The following is a 17,276-nucleotide window of genomic DNA, read 5'->3' as shown; positions in this document are numbered from 1 at the left end:
ACGTGAAGAAACTCCGGGGCTGGCCGCTGACCTTCGTGCTGGCGGGCCTCACCGGGCTGTCCGTCGGCCCCTTCTACTGGCTGGTGATCGCCACCACCCGCAAGGACACCGAGATCTTCGACTGGCCGCCCAAGCTGCTGCCCGGCGGCCACCTCGGCGACAACATCGACCGCCTCCAGCGGAAGGTCGGACTGCTCCGGGTGCTCGCAAACTCCCTCCTGGTGGCGGGAGTCCAGACGATCGGCGCGCTGATCGTGGCGCTGCTGGCCGGCTACGCCTTCGCCAAGTTCCGGTTCCGTGGTCGGAGTCTGCTGTTCGGCCTGCTGCTCTCCACCCTCGTGGTGCCCGAACAGGTCATGCTGGTACCGCTGTTCAAGATGATGATGAGCTTCGGGCTGCTCGACTCCTACCAGGCCGTCATCCTGCCCGGTCTGTGCGTCCCGTTCGCGATCTTCCTGATGCGCCAGTCCCTCAGCGGCATGCCGGACGAACTCCTGGACGCCGCACGGGTCGACGGCGCGGGCGAGTTCCGGGTGCTGTGGAGCGTCGTCGTGCCGGTCATGCGGCCGGTGCTGGCGGCACTCGCGATCTTCCTCTTCCTGGGTTCCTGGAACCAGTTCGTGTGGCCGCTGATCGCCCTGCGCAGCCCCGACATGCACACCCTGCCGGTGGCCATCGCGACCCTGTACGGCAACAAGAGCACCACCGACTACGGCGCGATCCTCACCGGCACCGCGCTGTCCACCCTGCCGATGATGGTCCTCTTCCTGGTCCTCCAGCGGCAGTTCATCTCCGGCCTGCTGGCCGGCGCGACGAAGGGTTGACCGATGACCGACGTCTGGGAGCCGCACGCCCCCGCCGCAGGCGGCCTGCGCCCGCTCCACGCCGAGGGCCTGGACCTGCGGGTGAGCGGCGCGGGGACAGCCCGCGCGGTCGCCGACGGCCTCGTCGAGGTGACCGCCGAGGCGGTCTCCGGGGCCGACGGCGACGTGCGGATCGAGTGGCGGGTGCCGTGCGTGGACGCCACCGCCCTCTGGACGCCCGAGCCGCGCGGCACCGGCCGGCTCCCCGCCGCCTGGAGCGCCCCGCACCGCACCGGGATCGCCGCCGGCGCGCCGATCGCCGCCCTCGTCGGCACCGGTGACGTCGCGATCTGCGCGTTCGCCGCCGAGCGGCCGGACGTGCTGGCCGGCGCCGGAGTGGTCGAGGAGACCGGGGAGTTCCGCTTCTGGGCGCAGGCCCCCGGTCGCCTCACCGTCCGGATCGACACCTCGCGCCGCCACTTCGCCCGCTGCCTGGCCGGGCTCGCCGACTGGTGGGGGACCGGGCACCGGGCGAGCATCCCCGACGCCGCCCGCCGCCCCGCCTACTCCACCTGGTACGCGATGCACCAGGACGTCGAACCGAAGGCCGTCGAGACCCAGGCCGCGCTCGGCAAGGAGCTCGGCCTCGACGTGATCATCGTCGACGACGGCTGGATGACCGCCGACCGCACCCGCGGCTACGCCCACTGCGGCGACTGGGAACCGGTCTCGCTGCCGGACACCGCCGCCCACGTGCGGCGCGTCCACGAGCTCGGCGTGAAGTACATGCTCTGGTACGCGCTGCCGTTCATCGGCAAGGACAGCGCGGCCTTCGAGCGGATCGGCCGGTACGCGCTCGCCGACGCCGGCTTCATGGGCGCGGTCGTCGCCGACCCCCGCTACCCGGAGGTCCGCGAGTTCCTGACCGGCCGGCTGGCGCGGGCCGTCGAGGAGTGGGGCATGGACGGGCTCAAGGTCGACTTCGTCGACTGGTTCGCCCGTGCCGAGGCGCGGTCGCCGGCGCCCGAGCCCGGCCCGGAGGCGGACTGCGCGAGCGTCGACGAGGGCGTCGAGCGACTGCTCGCCGGGCTGCGCCGCCGGATCACCGCCGCCGACCCGGAGGCGATGATCGAGCACCGCCAGCCGTACGTCAGCCCCGCCCTGTGGCCGTACGTGACGATGATCCGGGCCACCGACTGCCCGCTCAGCCCGCAGGAGAACCGGCAGCGGACGATCGACGTGCGGCTCGCCGCCGGGCCCGTCCCGGTCCACGCCGACATGCTCATGTGGCACCCGGTGGAGCCGCCCGAGCAGATCGCCTGCCACCTGATCAACGTGCTCTTCGCGGTGCCGCAGGTCTCCGTCGACCTCGCCGCGCAGCGCCCGGAGCAGCGCGAGGCGCTCGCGTTCTGGCTCGGCGTCTTCCGCGACCACGCCGACACCCTGCAGCTCGGCGAGCTTCGCCCGGCCCGGCCCGACCTCGGCTACCCGATGGTCACCTCCGACGGGGGCGACACGGTCGCCGTCGCCCGGTACGCGGCGCTGCCGGTGGACGCCTCCGGCGGGCAGTGGCGCACCCTGCTGGTCGCCAACGCCGACGCCGACCCGGACGTGCGGCTGACCGGCGGCAGCGGTACGGCGGAGGCGACCGTGCGGGACGCGCGGGGGCGGGTCGTCCGGCAGGGTGGGGTGGAGCTCGGACGGGACGCTGTCGTCGCGGTGCCGCGCGGCGGGCTGTTGACCCTGCGCCGGCCGTGACCTGTGGGCTCCTCGCCCGGGGGCGTATTGTCCGGCGGGACGGGCCGCTGACCCTGCGCCGTCCGTCAGGTGAACGAGCACGCTGGGAGGGGCCCATGCCCGAGGGAGCACGCCGACCGCGCCGCGGCGCCACCACCATCGAGGAGGTCGCCCGCGCGGCCGGGGTGTCCCGGCAGACGGTGTCCAACGCGCTCAACGCCCCCCACCGGGTGCGCCCCGACACACTGGAGCGGGTGACCTCGGCGATCCGCGAACTCGGCTACCAGCCCGACCAGTCCGCCCGTTCGCTGCGCAGCGGCGCCCGGCGCACGCTCGGCTACCTCGCGCCGGTGGACGACCCGTTCGACCCCAACCCGCTGATGGCCGGCTTCCTGGAGGCGCTGGTCGACGCGGCCGGGGCGCAGGGCCAACGGGTGCTGCTGTTCCGGCCCGAGCCCGGTTCGGCGGACCCGCTCGCGGCCATCGACGAGTTGGTCGCGGCCCGCCAGGTGGACGGGCTGGTGCTCGCGGACGTCCTGCGCGACGACCCCCGGATCGGCCACGTCGCCCGGGCCGGTGTCCCGTTCACGACTTTCGGGCGGACGGGCTCGGGGGAGCCGCAGCACTGGGTGGACATCGGCAACGGCCCGGCCATGGCGGCCGTCGTCCGGCACCTCGCGGAGCGCGGGCACCGGCGCGTGGGGTACGTCGGCGGCGCGGAGGGACTGCCGTGGATGGCGGACCGGCGGGCGGGCTTCCTCGCCGAAGCGCGGCGGCTCGGGCTGTCCGCGGTGGTGTCGGACGGGCCCGACGTCGCCGCCGTGCGGGAGCTGCTGCGCGGTTCGGACCGGCCGACGGCCGTCGCCGCGGCCGGCGACCTGCTCGCGCTGGACGTCTACGAGGCCGTCCGCGCCGAGGGGTTGGCGGTCGGGCGGGAGGTGGCGGTGACCGGCTTCCACGACACCCCGCTCTGCCGCCACCTGCACCCCGCGCTGACCTCCGTCCGGCTGCCGCTCCGCGCGATCGCCGCCGCGCTGGTCGACCGGCTGCTCGCCCAGGTGCGGGGGGAGGGGATGCCGGGCGCGGGGCTGGAGCTGTCCACGGAGCTGGTGGTGCGGGCGAGTTCGGGCGGTTAGGGGCGGGTTTCGCCGCGCACACGGCCGGCCGGGGAGGCCTCAGTCGGACGCGATGATCAGCTCGCCGACGAGCCGGGCGGCGGCCGTCCGGTCCTCGGCGGGCAGGGCGTCGTCGGTCACCAGCACGTCGAGCTGGTCCAGGGCCGCGAACGAGGCCAGGCCGACGGCGTTCCACTTCGTGTGGTCGGCGACGACGATCACCCGGCGGGCGGACTGCAGGAAGGCGCGGTTGGTCTCCGCCTCGGCCAGGTTGGGGGTGGTCAGACCGGTCTCGGCGGAGAGACCGTGGCAGCCCATGATCAGCACGTTGACGTGCAGCGAGCGGATCGCCTGGTCCGCCACCGGGCCGACGAGCGCGTCCGAGGGCGTGCGGACGCCGCCGGTGCGGATCACCGTCGCGGTCGCGGGCGTGCCGTCGTCGTCGGGCTGCTCCAGCAGCTCGGCGATCCGCAGCGAGTTGGTGACCACCGTCAGGCCCTCGACGGCGCGCAGGTGCCGGGCCACCGCGAAGGTCGTCGTGCCGGCCGCGAGGCCGACCGCCGAACCGGGCGGCACCAGCGCGGCGGCGGCCCGGGCGATCGCCTCCTTCGCGGGCAGCTCCCAGCCGGCCTTGGTCTCGAACCCGGGCTCGCCGCTGAGCGGCGCCTCGACCCGCACGGCCCCGCCGTGGACCTTCTCCACCAGCCCGCGCCGGGCCAGGGCGTCCAGGTCGCGCCGGACGGTCATGTCGGAGACCCCGAGGTCGCGGACGAGTTCGGTCACCCGAACCCCGCCCCTCGCGCGCACCTGTTCCAGGATCAGCGCGCGCCGCTGTCCGGCGAGCGGTTGGGCGCTGTCGGCCATCGGACGGCCTCCTCGGATCGGTGTGGCCCGGTCGGCCACGCACATCGCCATCATGGCAGGTGCCGGGCGCGGTGCCCCGGGTGAGCTCAGCAGCGGGCTGCGGAGGGCCGGGCCGGGTGCGGGGCGCTGCGAGGGGGTGGGCTTCACCGCCGACCACGACGCCTCCTTCGCCGACCTCTCCGAGGCCCGCGCCCGTCTCGTCCTCGACGCGCGGACCGACCGGACGGCCGCGCTCCGGCCTTCGTCCCCTTCGCCGCGCGCCGGCCCTGCGAGGTGCACCTCTACCCGCACCGCCGCGTCCCCGACCTCACCGCCCTCGACGAGGACCAGCGCGCCGAATTCCCCCGCCTCGACCTGGACTTGCCGCGCCGCTTCGACCGCCTCCTCGGCGGCGGCCGCACCCCGTACATCTCCGCCTGGCACCAGGCGCCACGTGGACGCAGAGCCGAACTCGCCCTGCACCTGGAGCTGTTCACGATCCGGCGGACCGCCGACAAGCTCACGTACCTGGCCGGCGTCGAATCCGGCATGGACGCCTTCGCCAACGACGTCAGCCCCGAACACGCGCCCCAGCGGCTGTGGGAGGCCGCCCCGCGCACCCTGACCGCCACCCGAGGGCGCCCGCCGCACCGCGTGACCGGCGGAGCGCCCCACTGCGGCGTACGGCGGTGTTACGCCTTGTGCGCCGCCGGGCGCTCCGGCGAGGCCGCGGCGAGTGCCTGCGTCACGGCCTCGACACCCGCGCGCAGGCCGTAGACCGGGGTGCCGGGCTGCTGGCGCCAGGACTCGTCGATGCCGCCGGCGTCCACCGTGTCGAAGCCGATCTCGTCGATGAGCGCCCGGACCTTGCGCTTCGCGGCCTCGTCGTCGGACGCGACCGGCACGGCGAGCCGCTCCGGGTCGCCCTGCGGACGGGGCTGCTCGACGATGTCCCGGGCGTAGGTGCCGTTGAAGGCCTTCACGACCGGGTGGCCGAGGTGCCGCTCCGTCCAGCGGCTCTCCGTCAGGCCGCCCTCGATCTCGGCGATCAGGCCGTCGCGCTCCTTCGGGTAGTAGTTGCCGGTGTCGATCACGGCGAAGCCCTCGGCGGCCCCGGCGAACAGGCCTCCGGGCAGGTCCGGCACGTTCTTCAGCGGCACGGTGACCACCACGACCTCCGCTCCGCGCGCGGCCTCGGCGGCCGGCACCGCCGTCGCCCCCGTCTCCGCGACCAGCTCGGCCAACGACTCCGGGCCGCGCGAGTTGGCGATGGAGACGTCGTGGCCGAGGGCGGTGAGCCGCCTCGTCAGGTTGCCGCCGATGTTGCCCGCGCCGATGATGCCGATCTTCATGGTGGTACCCCTTCACGCGAGTTCACGAGAGTTTCCGCATGTCCGATCATGACCCAACCACCGGCCGGCGCCGTCGATTCCCACTCCCGGGGTGGTTCTGCGGGAGCCGGGTTGACGCGGGCCCGGTGACGGAACGCAGGCCGCCCGGAGGCTGCGGGTGCCGCTCTCCCGGTCCGACCGGGCGCCGTGCCCGAACTCCGCTCCCGGCACGCCTTCTGTTGCGCCGTGCGAGCTACCAGGAGGCCCTGCTTTCATGCGCGGCTGTCGCCGCACGACTGCTCCGCTCGACGCGCGGACCCGTCCGGCAACCGCCGGAGTCGTCCCACCGGTTCACCGACGCGCAGGTCCGGCCACGTGCGGCAGAGGCCGGGCGCGGGCGACGAGGAGGGCGACGTCGTCGTACCCGCGCTGGTGGTACAGGGCGCCGAGGAGGAGGTCGCAGGTCTCCTCCGGAGAACGGCGGGGGCGGCCGAGGAGGTCGGTGAGGGCCGCGAGCCTGAAGTCGATGTCGTGGTCGCGTGTCTCCACGAGCCCGTCCGTGTAGAGGACGAGCTCGTCGCCGATCGCGAGGTCGATGGGGGTGTCGTCGAAGGCGACGCCACCGACTCCCAGGGGCGCACCGGTCGGCAGGTCGAGCAGGGCCGGCGGGCGGCCCGGGCAGGTGTGGACCGGTGGCAGGTGGCCGGCGATGGCGATGCGGCAGCGGTGGTCATGGGGGTCGTGGACGGCGTATACACAGGTGGCGGTGGACTCGCCGAGGTCGGCGGCGATGCGGTCCAGGTGGGTGAGGACGGCGGCGGGCTCCAGGTCGAGACCGGCCAGGGTCCGAGCAGCGGTGCGCAGTTGGCCCATGGTGGCGGCGGCGTTGATCCCGCTGCCCATGACGTCGCCGACGACCAGAGCGGTCCGGTCGGCGGTCAGCGGGATGACGTCGAACCAGTCGCCGCCGACCTCGCCGACGCTCGCCGCCGGCTGGTAGCGGTAGGCGACCTCCAGCCCGGGCGGCTGCGGGGGCGGACCGGGCAGCAGGTGTCGCTGGAGCGCGAGCGCGGCGTGGCGCTGGCGCTGGTACCAGCGGGCGTTGTCGATGGTGACGGCGGCGCGGGCGGCGAGTTCGCTCGCGAGAACCAGGTCGTCGTGGTCGAACGGCTGCGGGTTGCGGGCGCGCTTGAGGTCCAGCGCGCCGAGGACCTGGCCCCGGGCACGCAGCGGTACGGCCAGGTAGGAGTGGATCCGGGCCTCTCTGAGCAGGTCGACGGCCTGCTCGTCGCGGGCGATGCGCGGCAGGTCGTGGTCGGTGACGTGCGCCAGCAGTATCGGGCGGCCGGTACGGGCACAGCGGGTGATCAGGCGGGAGGCGTCGTAGCGGGCGATCTGCCCGACGGGATCGGCGGCCTCGGTGGCGGGTGTGCGGTAGGCGGCCTTGAAGGCGAGGGCCCGGAACAGGGCCGGGCTGCCCTGGGCGGCCAGGGGCGGGCTGTCCGTGAGGACGTCTTCCAGGACGTCGACGGCGGCGATGTCGGCGAATTCGGGGACGAGGACGTCGGCGAGCTCGCGGGCGGTGATGTCGAGGTCGAGGGTGGTGCCGATGCGTTCGGAGGCGTCGGCGATCACGGTGAGGCGCCGCCGGGCCGCCGCCGCGGCGCCGGCCGCCCGGTGCTGCTCGGTGACGTCGACGACCGAGGCGGCGACGCCGATGACCCGGTGGGCGGGGTCCTCCAGGCGAAAGAAGGAGGTGGACCAGGCGTGCTCGGTCCCGGGGTCGGCGGGGGTGCGTCCGGTCGTGAAATGGTTCAGCAGCGGCGTGCCGGTGGCCAGCACCTCCCGCATCGCCGCCTCGATCGCGTCGACGTCCAGGAACGGCAGGGACTCCCGGACGGTGCGGCCCAGGCACTCGGCGGCGGGAAGGCCGTTGATGCGCTCCAGCGCCGGGTTGACCAGCACGAAGCGCAGGTCGGTGTCCATCACCGACAGCCCGATCGGGGACTGCTCCACCAGGCGCAGCGACAGCGCGAGGTCCCGTTCCAGGCGTCGCAGCGTCGCCTGGTCCGTGGCCAGGCCGAGCGCGTAGTACCGGCCGCTCTCGTCCTCCAGGCGCATGTTGCGGAACTCGGCCAGCAACGTGGAACCGTCCTTGTGCCGTACCGGGAAGACCCCGGCCCACGCCCCGCCGCCGGCCATCACCTTCGCGAACAGGGACAGCACCATTTCCAGGTTCTGCTCGTCGACCAGCACCTGGGCAGCGGGTCTGCCGAGTGCCTCCTGCGCCCGGTAGCCGAACAGGTCCTCGGCCTGCGGACTCCACAGCACGATCCGCCCCTCCGCGTTCAGCACCACCGCGGCGACGCCCAGGACATCCAGCAGCCCGCCCGGCTCCATCGAGGGACGCCCGCCCTGCGGGGCGGCGCCCGACGGTAGAGCGTGCCCGGCCTCCATCCGGCACCTCCCTCCCGCCCGCCTACGACACGTCGGTTCCCTCCATCGTCTCGCCTCGCCTCGAAGCCGTCCTCCGAGCAGTCCCGGCCCCTGGCCGGGCAATCCATCACCCACGCCGAAATGGCTACGCAGAGCTACGGGATCGAGACGAGGCTCTTCGAGTGAAAAACCGGCGCAAGGCTGCCCGGTTGACGGTTCGCTGACCACCGAGGGCTCTTCACACCATACGTTTAACTTTGGTGCTCGCAGCGGTGGCGCTCGTGCACAGAGTTCATTCACGCCTGCCACGGACCACAAAGCCAAGAGGAACAGTCATGCGCCTCACCCGCTGCGCTCTCGCTGCTTCAATGGTGGCGGCTTCGGCCTCGGCCTTCGGCCTGCCCCTCTTCTTCACGGACTGGATGTCCCGGAGTTCCGACGCCACGCAGGTCCGCATGGTAAACGCCGCCGGCACCTCGCGGATCGAAGCCGAATCACCCGAGCTCCCCTTCGCGAATCCGGACCCGCAGAGGTCAGGGCCCCCCTGTTACAGCTACGGCGGCCCCTACTGCGGCTGGGTGGGAACGTACTGGGGCGGCTGCGACAGGGATTGGGGCCTGAGCTTCGGGTTCAAAAACCCCAACTGGATCTGCCCCCACGACCCCCGCCCGAGCCCCTCGGCCACACCCAGCTCCTCGGCCTCGCCCAGCCCTTCGGCCTCGCCCAGCCCTTCGGCCTCGCCCAGCCCTTCGGACGAGCCCAGCCCCTCGGCCACCCCCAGCAGCGCTCGGCCGCACCCAGCTCCTCGGCCTCGCCCAAGCCGCTCGGTCAAGCCCAGCCCTGCGGCCACACCGAGCCCTGGGGTCGCGCCCAGCCTCCCGGGCGAACTCAGCCCTGCAGCCACACCGAGCCCCTCCGCCGTACCAGGCCTATCGGGCGAGCTCAGCCCCTCGGTCGCACCCGGCCTTTCGGATGAGCTCAGCCCCTCGGTCGCACCCGGCCTTTCGGATGAGCTCAGCCCCTCGGCCGCACCCGGCCTTTCGGATGAGCTCAGCCCCTCGGCCACACCGGGCCTTTCGGATGAGCTCAGCCCCTCCACCACACCCAGCCCCTCGGCCGGCTCGGCATCCACCGGAAGCAGCAGTTCCTCCTGACCAGTCCTGCTGGTAGGGCTCCGGCGACCAGCAGCAGCGGCTCATCAGGCTCCTGCTGCGACGTGATGTCAGGGGCCAAAGGTGCCGTCGGTACCTCTTCCGGCCGCGGACCGCGTGGCAGAACGACGTCGGCGATGCCATGCCGTAGCCGACATTCCCAGAACCACCAGCAAACCGCCGGCCGCGATCCCGATGTGCTTCGCGCTCAAAAGACGGTCGCTCCTGCCGGAAGCCGCAGCATCGCGCGGTAGAGGGCGGACGGTGCCCTTGGGACCGAGCGTCTCCGGCCCACCCGGGCCGTTCTGATGGTGGTCCCCTCCCTGGGGCGACGGGGAGCCGGACGGGCCTCTCCCGTCGCCAGCTTCGCCGCCATGCGGATGAGCACGGTCACCGCGGTCACCGTCGTCTCGGCCGTTGATGCAGTGGGCAGCCGGAAAAGGGAAAACTCGTTCGTGGTTGTCGAATGCCTTCACCACGAAGACCGGGTGCTCCCGGAAAAAGCCATGGATCTTCCACTCGTACTGGTTGCTGGTCTGAGTGGGATAATTAACGTCCAGAAACGTTGAAGGGGACCATGTGTCCCATGGTGCCGCCGGCGACGAGGGCGAGGATGACGAGCTCCCCTGGAGGACGAGGGCCTCCGGGCCGCGCCGGCCGTTTTTCAGGATCACCCTGAAGTTCTGGTCGATGAGTACCACGCGACGGGGACTGTGGCAGTTGCGAAAGGGATTGCGGTAGCGGTGGTACTCGTCCCCCTCGCCGTCCTCGTCCCCGTCCTGGAGCCACAGGGAGTCGGACGCGTGTCGTGTGGACGCCTGCGCGGCGATGCCTGCCGACGGGGACGTAAGAGCGACCACCGCACCCGCCAGCGACGCTGCGACCCTGCGACGAAGATTCATCCAATGACCTCCATGGGTGGCGAACGCCGGCGACCGCCTGGTGGGCGACGTATCGGGATCTCAGAAGAAGTTAAGAGGAGTCGACTCGTCATATCGTGAACATCCTCGGGGAGCCGTACCCATGTCACTCAGCCGCAGCAGCTTCGGGCGAAAGAGGTAGGTCGTGGGCGGCTTCGACCCGGTGACCGCCACCGTGGGCGGCCGGCCTGCCCGCACCGGGGCATCGCGAACACCCCTTCCTGAGCCCCGCGGATCCGCACCCTCGACCTCCACGCCGCACTCGCCGACCCGGGCCTCGCCCCCGATCGACGCAACCGCTACGACCGGGCGTACCGCCACGATTCCTGCCACGCGGGATTTCACCTCAACGCGGACCTGATCCTGGCCGCGATCCCGACCGCCTCTCTTTCGTCCCGGTACCGGGTACGCGGCCAGAGGAAGCCGCGCAGCCCATCCCCGGGGTTGCGCGGGATCACATGGACGTGAAGATGCGGCACCGACTGGCTGATGCGGTTGTTGGCCAGCACCAGGCTGCCCGCCGCCGCCATGCCCCGCTCCACCGCCGCGGTCATCCGCTGCACGCTCAGGAAGAACGGGCCCACCTCGGCCGCGGCGAGGTCCGTCAGCGTCGCCACGTGCGGACGGGGCACCACCAGCACATGTCCGGGGAACAACGGGCGGTGATCCAGAAACGCAACCGCCCCTTCGTCCTCCATCACCAGGTACGTCGCGGCTTCTCCGGCCACCACCGCACAGAAGAGGCACTCCACCCGCGGATTATCACCCCCGCCCGCCGTCCAGGGCTCGTTATCCGGAGGCTCGTCGTGCACGCGTCGGCGCCGGGCCGAAGGGGCCGGTGAGGGAATGCCGCTACCGCGCGCAGTCCGGGCAGAGGCCGCGGTAGGTGACCTCGGCGCCCGAGAGGGTGAAGCCGAAGCGCTGCTCGGCCGGGAGGTCGGCGAGGGGGTCGCCGGCCGGGTGGACGTCGCGGATGGTGCCGCAGCCGGTGCAGACCAGGTGCTGGTGCGGGCGGTGGGCGTTGGGGTCGTAGCGCTTGGCGCGGCCGTCGGTGGCGACCTCGACCAGCTCGCCGAGCGTGACCAGCTCGCCGAGGGTGTTGTAGACGGTGGCCCGGGAGATCTCGGGGAGTCGCTCCGCGGCGCGGGCGTGCACCTCGTCGGCGGTGAGGTGGACGTGGTCGCCATCCAGGACCTCCGCCACGACACGCCGCTGGGAGGTGAGGCGCCAGCCGCGCCCGCGCAGCCGTTGCAGGAGGTCGCTCATGTCGGTCAAACCTCTTCAGGTCATCATTTCAACTGAATGGAGAAACCCGGAGTTTATCAGCGGATCAGAGGGACATCTGGTATTGGACTGGATGTTTCCTCGGTGTCCTTCTTGACTTGGATTGCGTCCATCGTAGGATCGGCTCCGGCTATAGCCTAGGCAGCAGCACACTAGGTAGCAGAAGACACCGTGATCCGCCTTGTCTGAGAAGGATTCCCATGTCTGAGAACCACGATGCAACCGGCGTAGCGGCACAGGCGGAGGGCACGGGTGGCTGCCCGGTCGTCCACGGGCGCGCGGCGCACCCCACCCAGGGCGGCGGCAACCGCCAGTGGTGGCCCGACCGGCTGAACCTCAAGATCCTCGCCAAGAACCCCGCCGTGGCCAACCCGTTCGGCGCGGAGTTCGACTACGCGGCGGCCTTCACCGCCCTCGACCTCCCGGCCGTCAAGCGCGACATCGCGACGGCGCTCACCACCTCGCACGACTGGTGGCCCGCCGACTACGGCACCTACGGCCCGTTCATCATCCGCATGGCCTGGCACAGCGCGGGCACCTACCGCATCCGCGACGGCCGCGGCGGCGCCGGTGGCGGCCAGCAGCGCTTCGCCCCGCTCAACAGCTGGCCCGACAACGCGAGCCTCGACAAGGCCCGCCGCCTGCTGTGGCCGGTCAAGAAGAAGTACGGCCGCAGCCTGTCCTGGGCCGACCTGATGATCCTCGCCGGCAATGTCGCCCTGGAGACCATGGGCTTCAAGACCTTCGGCTTCGGCGGCGGCCGCGTCGACGAGTGGGAGCCCGACGAGGACGTCTACTGGGGCCCGGAGACCACCTGGCTCGGCGACGCGCGCTACACCGGGGACCGCGAGCTGGAGAACCCGCTCGCCGCCGTCCAGATGGGCCTGATCTACGTCAACCCCGAAGGCCCCAACGGCAATCCGGACCCGATCGCCGCCGCGCGCGACATCCGCGAGACCTTCTACCGGATGGCGATGAACGACGAGGAGACCGTCGCCCTCATCGCCGGCGGCCACACCTTCGGCAAGACCCACGGCGCCGGCCCGGCGGACAACGTCGGCCCCGACCCCGAGGCCGCCCCGATGGAGCAGCAGGGCCTCGGCTGGAAGAGCGCCTTCCGCACCGGCGTGGGCGGCGACGCGATCACCAGCGGCCTGGAGGGCGCCTGGACGCACACCCCCACCACCTGGGACAACTCGTTCTTCGAGACCCTCTTCGGCTACGAGTGGGAGCTCACCAAGAGCCCGGCCGGCGCGTGGCAGTACATCCCGAAGGACGGCGCCGGCGCCGGCACCGTCCCCGACGCGCACGACCCGTCGAAGCGGCACGTCCCGGTCATGCTGACCACCGACCTGTCGCTGCGCATGGACCCGGTGTACGAGCCGATCTCCCGGCGCTTCAAGGACAACCCCGAGGAGTTCGCCGACGCGTTCGCCCGCGCCTGGTTCAAGCTCACCCACCGCGACATGGGCCCGGTCGTCCGCTACCTCGGCCCCGAGGTCCCGAGCGAGGAGCTGATCTGGCAGGACCCGCTGCCGGCCGCCACCGGCGAGCGGATCGACGCCGCCGACGTCGCCGCGCTCAAGGAGCGCGTCCTCGCCACCGGCCTGTCCGTCTCCCAGCTGGTCTCCGCCGCGTGGGCCGCCGCCTCGTCCTTCCGCGGCAGCGACAAGCGCGGTGGCGCCAACGGCGGCCGGATCCGCCTCCAGCCGCAGGCCGGCTGGGAGGTCAACGACCCGGACGAGCTCGCGATCGTGCTGCGCGCCCTCGAAGGCGTCCAGCGGGACTTCAACGCCCAGGCGGGCGCCAGGAAGGTCTCGCTGGCCGACCTGGTCGTGCTGGCCGGCGGTGCGGCCGTCGAGAAGGCGGCCGGGGACGCGGGCGTCACCGTCGAGGTGCCCCTCGCGGCCGGCCGCGTGGACGCCTCGCAGGAGCAGACCGACGTCGAGTCGTTCGCGGCGCTGGAGCCCGCGGCCGACGGCTTCCGCAACTACGTCGGCAAGGGCCAGCGGCTCGCGGCCGAGTACCTGCTGCTCGACCGGGCCAACCTGCTGACGCTGAGCGCCCCCGAGCTGACCGTCCTCGTCGGCGGCCTGCGCGTCCTCGGCGCGAACCACCGGCAGTCCTCGTACGGCGTGTTCACCGAGACCCCGGGCGTGCTGACGAACGACTTCTTCGTCAACCTGCTCGACCTCGACACCACGTGGAAGGCCACCTCCGAGGACGCGACCACGTTCGAGGGCCGCGACGCCTCCGGCGCGGTCAAGTGGACGGGCACCCGCGCGGACCTCGTGTTCGGCTCGAACTCCGAGCTGCGCGCGATCGCCGAGGTCTACGCGAGCGACGACGCCAAGGAGAAGTTCGTCAGGGACTTCGTCGCGGCGTGGGTCAAGGTCATGAACCTGGACCGGTTCGACCTCGCCAAGGCCTGACCCGAACGGCAGGACCGGTACTGACCGGAACCCGATCGGCCCGGGGATGTACGTCCCCGGGCCGATGCCGCGGGTGCGCCGTCCGGGCAGGGTGGCGACATGACCCGGCGTCATCAATGCACTACGTCAAGGCGGTTGGGCGGCGACGGCCGCCCCGGGCAGCAGCGCGGCCGGTGCTGATGTACGGGGAGTCCGTGAACCCGGAATCCCCGCACCGCACCGACCAGACGGAGCTGTTCTCCCGGAAGCAGTGGGTGACGGAACGCTTCACCGAGGCCGAGATCAAGACCTCCCCGGAGCTGGAGGTCACCCGCCTGCGCGGCCGACGCCCACGGGACCGCTGACGACCACGAGGGGCCGGGCCTACCGCGGGCCCGGCCCCGAGCCGACGCTGACCAGCCCCGTCTCGTACGCGGCCACCACCACCTGGGCCCGGTCCCGCAGGCCGAGCTTGCCGAGGATCCGGGCCACGTGCGTCTTGACCGTCGCTTCGGACAGCCGGAACTGCGCGGCGAGTTCGGCGTTGCTGAGCCCGCGCGCGAGCAGGGCCATGACCTCCAGTTCGCGCGGGGTGAGCGCGGCCAGCTCGCGGTGCGGGGCGGCGGGGGCGTCCGGGCGGGCGAAGCGCTCGACGAGGCGGCGGGTGATCGCCGGGGCGAGCAGGGCGTCGCCGGAGCGCACCAGCCGGACGGCGGCGGCCAGGTGCTCGGGGGTGACGTCCTTGAGCAGGAAGCCGCTGGCGCCGGCGGCCATCGCGGCGTAGACGTACTGGTCGAGGTCGAAGGTGGTCAGCATGATCACCCGCGGGGGCTCCTGGGCCGTGTCGGCCAGGACCCGCCGGGTGGCCTCCAGGCCGTCCAGGACTGGCATCCGGATGTCCATCAGCACGACGTCCGGTCTGGTCCGGCGGACGGCGGCCACCGCCTGTTCGCCGTCGTCGGCCTCGGCGACCACGTCGATCCCCTCGGACTCCAGGATCAGCCGGAAGCCGGTGCGCACCAGCGCCTGGTCGTCGGCGACCACCACGCGCAGCGGGTCGGTGTTCAAGAACTCTCCAAGGGGATCAGGGCCTTGACACGGTAGCCGCCGTGCGGCCGGGTGCCGGTGTGCAGGGTGCCGCCGTAGACGGCGAGGCGTTCGCGCAGGCCGATCAGGCCGCGGCCGTTGCCGGTGGTGGCGGCGCCGGTGGGGCGGCCGCCGGTGTCGGTGACCTCGACGCGCAGGTGGCCGCGGGCGTACTCGACGGTGACCTCGGCGGCGGCGCCGCCCGCGTGCTTGACGGTGTTGGTGAGCGCCTCCTGGACGACCCGGTAGGCGGCGAGTTCGACCCCGGGCGGCACGGCGCGGCGCTCGCCGGTGACGGTCAGCCCGACCGTGAGCCCGGCCTGCCGGACGCCCTCGACCAGTGCGTCCAGCCGGCCGAGGCCGGGCTGCGGGCTGAGGTCGGCGGTGGCGGCCGGGTCGTCGCCGGTCGCCGAGTCGATCGTCAGCAGGCCCATGACGTGCCGGAGTTCGGTCATCGCCGCGCGCCCGCCGGTCTCCACGGCGGCCATCGCTTCGCGGGCCCTGTCCGGGGCGGTGTCGAGGATCTTGCGGGCGGCCCCGGCCTGGATCGTCATCATGCTCACGTTGTGCGTCACGACGTCGTGCAACTCGCGGGCGATGCGGGCCCGTTCGTGCTCGACCGCGCGCTGGAGCGCGGCCAGCCGCTCCTGTTCCAGGGCGGAGAGCCGCTCGTGGCCCTCGGCCACCCGGCGGCGCCACATCCGCAGTTCGTAGGCGACCGCGAACACGGGCACGAGGAGCAGCACGGCGACCACGCCGTTGGGGAAGTGCGGCAGCTTCGCGTCGTCGAAGACCACCACCAGAGCTGTGGCGGCCACCGGGAGGCTCGCCAGGCCGGCCGCCCGTCGGCGCCCGTACGCGGCGACGCTGTAGGCGGCGATGATGACGACGACGCCTGCCGCGTAGGCGATGTCCTCGGACTGGTGCCGGACGAGCAGCGCGGGCGGCAGGACCGTCCACAGCACCGCCAGCGGGTACCGGCGGCGCAGCGCGAGCGGCAGCGGCACGAGCGGCACCAGTGGCATCAGCCCCGACCAGTCGGGCTCCTTCGGCCCGCCCGCGGTGGTCACGTAGCGGGCGGCGACGGAAGCCAGGAACAGGGCCAGCGCGACATCGAACGCCCACCCGCGCCGGGTCGGCAGGGGCGGCGGCGGTCCGGCGCTCGGGCGGACGGCCGCGCGCAGCCGGTCCGGGGTCAGGGCATCGATCACCGGCACATTGTGGCGGCCGGGCGCCCGGCTGGACAGCCCCGCGTCCGGCGGAGCGGCCGTACTCCCGTCGCCTACATCGGAAGGATGACGTCGCGCGCCGTACCTCCGGCGGTGTACGGAACGGCCCGGGCTTTGGGCCGTGGCCCGCGGCGGACTTCGGCACGCCGACGCTGGTGCTGCTCGCGCTCGGCGGGGTGCTCATCGCCGTCCTCGGGGCCCTGCTGCCCGCCGTCCGGGCCGCCCGGACGCGGACGGTGGCCACGCTGCGGGCGGAGTGAGCGGGAGGCGTCGCCGGATCGGGGCCGCTGCTGGTGGAGTACCGGACTCCATCGTGACCCTGGGTGCCCGGCCCTGCGACAGGAGCGACGGACCGCCGGGCTCCCCAGGGGCGGCGACTCCGAAACGTGGGGTCCGGTTTGTGTGGCCTTCACCGCCCCGATTTTGGTCAGGTGTAGGGCGGCCGTCGGGCCGGGCGGGGGAGCGGGCGGCGCGGCCGCCGGGGGAGCGGCCTTGCATGGCCTGGGGGAACGGGGGCATGGCGGGGGGCCGGACCATATTTCGATCGTGGCCGAAATTGCGTCGGGTGGGGTGCACGCCCCTGGTGTGACGCGTGAGGCGCTGTCAGGATCCGGACCCGGCACGCCCGTGCCAGATCCGATCACTTGGAGGAGGCAACATGCTGCCCACGGCCGAGCAGGTTCGCGCGCTCAAGGACGAGGACTTCCGGCTCACCCTCGGCCAGGGCCACCAGGTCCACCCGGCCGGCGAGCTCGCGAACGAGGTGTACGTGACCGCCGCGGTGCAGGCCAGCACCTGCGGCGGCTGGTCGAGCTGCAGCCACGTCTGCAGCTTCTGAGTCCTCCGGAGGCCGTGCAGGCCTCCGGAGCCGGCGGATCCCGGAGCCCGTGGCTTCCGGGGTCGTGGCCGGCGCGGATCGCGGCCGCCCCC

General features: G+C 72.9%; 15 protein-coding genes and 1 pseudogene. 8 read left to right on the top strand and 8 right to left on the bottom strand.

From position 1 onward, the window contains the following. Window positions 1–2 precede the first annotated feature (2 nt). The 3 genes from ACWCXH_RS24735 (at window position 3) to ACWCXH_RS24725 (ending at window position 3,676) form a co-directional block, all read left to right on the top strand. On the top strand, window positions 3–824 hold the full coding sequence (locus ACWCXH_RS24735; protein WP_449803658.1) for a carbohydrate ABC transporter permease: 822 nt from the start codon (window positions 3–5) through the stop codon (window positions 822–824). Window positions 825–827: 3 nt separating this feature from the next. After that, on the top strand, window positions 828–2,561 hold the full coding sequence (locus ACWCXH_RS24730) for a glycoside hydrolase family 36 protein (RefSeq protein ID WP_449803657.1): 1,734 nt from the start codon (window positions 828–830) through the stop codon (window positions 2,559–2,561). A 95-nt stretch (window positions 2,562–2,656) separates the two neighbouring features. Next, window positions 2,657–3,676 carry a LacI family DNA-binding transcriptional regulator gene (locus ACWCXH_RS24725; protein ID WP_449803656.1) on the top strand — a complete coding sequence of 340 codons (1,020 nt, stop codon included), beginning with the start codon at window positions 2,657–2,659 and terminating at the stop codon, window positions 3,674–3,676. Window positions 3,677–3,715: 39 nt separating this feature from the next. Here the strand turns inward: ACWCXH_RS24725 and ACWCXH_RS24720 are convergent, their stop codons facing one another. Next, window positions 3,716–4,519, bottom strand: a complete 804-nt coding sequence (locus tag ACWCXH_RS24720) for a DeoR/GlpR family DNA-binding transcription regulator (protein WP_449803655.1) — start codon at window positions 4,517–4,519, stop codon at window positions 3,716–3,718. Window positions 4,520–4,625: 106 nt separating this feature from the next. Here ACWCXH_RS24720 and ACWCXH_RS24715 point away from each other — a divergent pair. After that, a pseudogene (locus tag ACWCXH_RS24715) lies at window positions 4,626–5,110 on the top strand (hypothetical protein); the annotation flags it as partial. Window positions 5,111–5,190: 80 nt separating this feature from the next. Here ACWCXH_RS24715 and ACWCXH_RS24710 read toward each other — a convergent pair. The 3 genes from ACWCXH_RS24710 to ACWCXH_RS24700 all read right to left on the bottom strand — a co-directional run bounded on the left by ACWCXH_RS24710 (window position 5,191) and on the right by ACWCXH_RS24700 (window position 9,040). After that, window positions 5,191–5,850: an NADPH-dependent F420 reductase gene (locus ACWCXH_RS24710; protein WP_449803654.1), complete on the bottom strand. Its 660-nt coding sequence runs from the start codon at window positions 5,848–5,850 to the stop codon at window positions 5,191–5,193. A gap of 330 nt (window positions 5,851–6,180) precedes the next feature. Next, on the bottom strand, window positions 6,181–8,286 hold the full coding sequence (locus ACWCXH_RS24705) for a SpoIIE family protein phosphatase (protein WP_449803653.1): 2,106 nt from the start codon (window positions 8,284–8,286) through the stop codon (window positions 6,181–6,183). A 544-nt stretch (window positions 8,287–8,830) separates the two neighbouring features. Further along, entirely contained in the window at window positions 8,831–9,040 is a 210-nt protein-coding gene (locus ACWCXH_RS24700; protein WP_449803652.1) for a hypothetical protein, read from the bottom strand. Window positions 9,041–9,790: 750 nt separating this feature from the next. Between ACWCXH_RS24700 and ACWCXH_RS24695 the strand changes: the two genes are divergently transcribed. Then, complete coding sequence (locus tag ACWCXH_RS24695) at window positions 9,791–9,985, top strand: hypothetical protein (protein ID WP_449803651.1); 195 nt, start codon at window positions 9,791–9,793, stop codon at window positions 9,983–9,985. A gap of 692 nt (window positions 9,986–10,677) precedes the next feature. Here ACWCXH_RS24695 and ACWCXH_RS24690 read toward each other — a convergent pair. Both ACWCXH_RS24690 and ACWCXH_RS24685 read right to left on the bottom strand, forming a co-directional pair. Further along, on the bottom strand, window positions 10,678–11,088 hold the full coding sequence (locus ACWCXH_RS24690) for an HIT family protein (RefSeq protein ID WP_449803650.1): 411 nt from the start codon (window positions 11,086–11,088) through the stop codon (window positions 10,678–10,680). Window positions 11,089–11,188: 100 nt separating this feature from the next. Then, window positions 11,189–11,602 (bottom strand): Fur family transcriptional regulator, encoded by a 414-nt coding sequence (locus ACWCXH_RS24685; RefSeq protein WP_449803649.1) that lies wholly within the window; start codon window positions 11,600–11,602, stop codon window positions 11,189–11,191. A 218-nt stretch (window positions 11,603–11,820) separates the two neighbouring features. On the opposite strand from ACWCXH_RS24685, the gene katG reads away from it, so the two are divergent. Both katG and ACWCXH_RS24675 read left to right on the top strand, forming a co-directional pair. Beyond that, the gene (gene katG / locus ACWCXH_RS24680) at window positions 11,821–14,052 is read left to right on the top strand and encodes a catalase/peroxidase HPI (protein WP_449803648.1); all 2,232 of its coding nucleotides are present in this window, start codon (window positions 11,821–11,823) and stop codon (window positions 14,050–14,052) included. Further along, the gene (locus ACWCXH_RS24675) at window positions 14,004–14,396 is read left to right on the top strand and encodes a penicillin acylase family protein (RefSeq protein WP_449803647.1); all 393 of its coding nucleotides are present in this window, start codon (window positions 14,004–14,006) and stop codon (window positions 14,394–14,396) included. Before katG ends, ACWCXH_RS24675 begins: the two co-directional genes overlap by 49 nt. Window positions 14,397–14,415: 19 nt before the next feature. On the opposite strand, the gene ACWCXH_RS24670 is transcribed toward ACWCXH_RS24675, so the two are convergent. Beyond that, entirely contained in the window at window positions 14,416–15,099 is a 684-nt protein-coding gene (locus ACWCXH_RS24670; RefSeq protein ID WP_449803646.1) for a response regulator, read from the bottom strand. Then, window positions 15,096–16,328 carry a sensor histidine kinase gene (locus ACWCXH_RS24665; RefSeq protein WP_449803645.1) on the bottom strand — a complete coding sequence of 411 codons (1,233 nt, stop codon included), beginning with the start codon at window positions 16,326–16,328 and terminating at the stop codon, window positions 15,096–15,098. The genes ACWCXH_RS24670 and ACWCXH_RS24665 overlap by 4 nt, the downstream gene beginning before the upstream one ends. Before the next feature lie 676 nt (window positions 16,329–17,004). On the opposite strand from ACWCXH_RS24665, the gene ACWCXH_RS24660 reads away from it, so the two are divergent. Further along, on the top strand, window positions 17,005–17,184 hold the full coding sequence (locus tag ACWCXH_RS24660) for a hypothetical protein (RefSeq protein ID WP_449803644.1): 180 nt from the start codon (window positions 17,005–17,007) through the stop codon (window positions 17,182–17,184). Window positions 17,185–17,276 lie beyond the last annotated feature (92 nt).

It is taken from the genome of Kitasatospora sp. NPDC001660, from assembly GCF_053596725.1.
The sequence above is the reverse complement of the archived record's forward strand: the minus strand, read 5'-3'. Positions and strand labels throughout refer to the sequence as shown.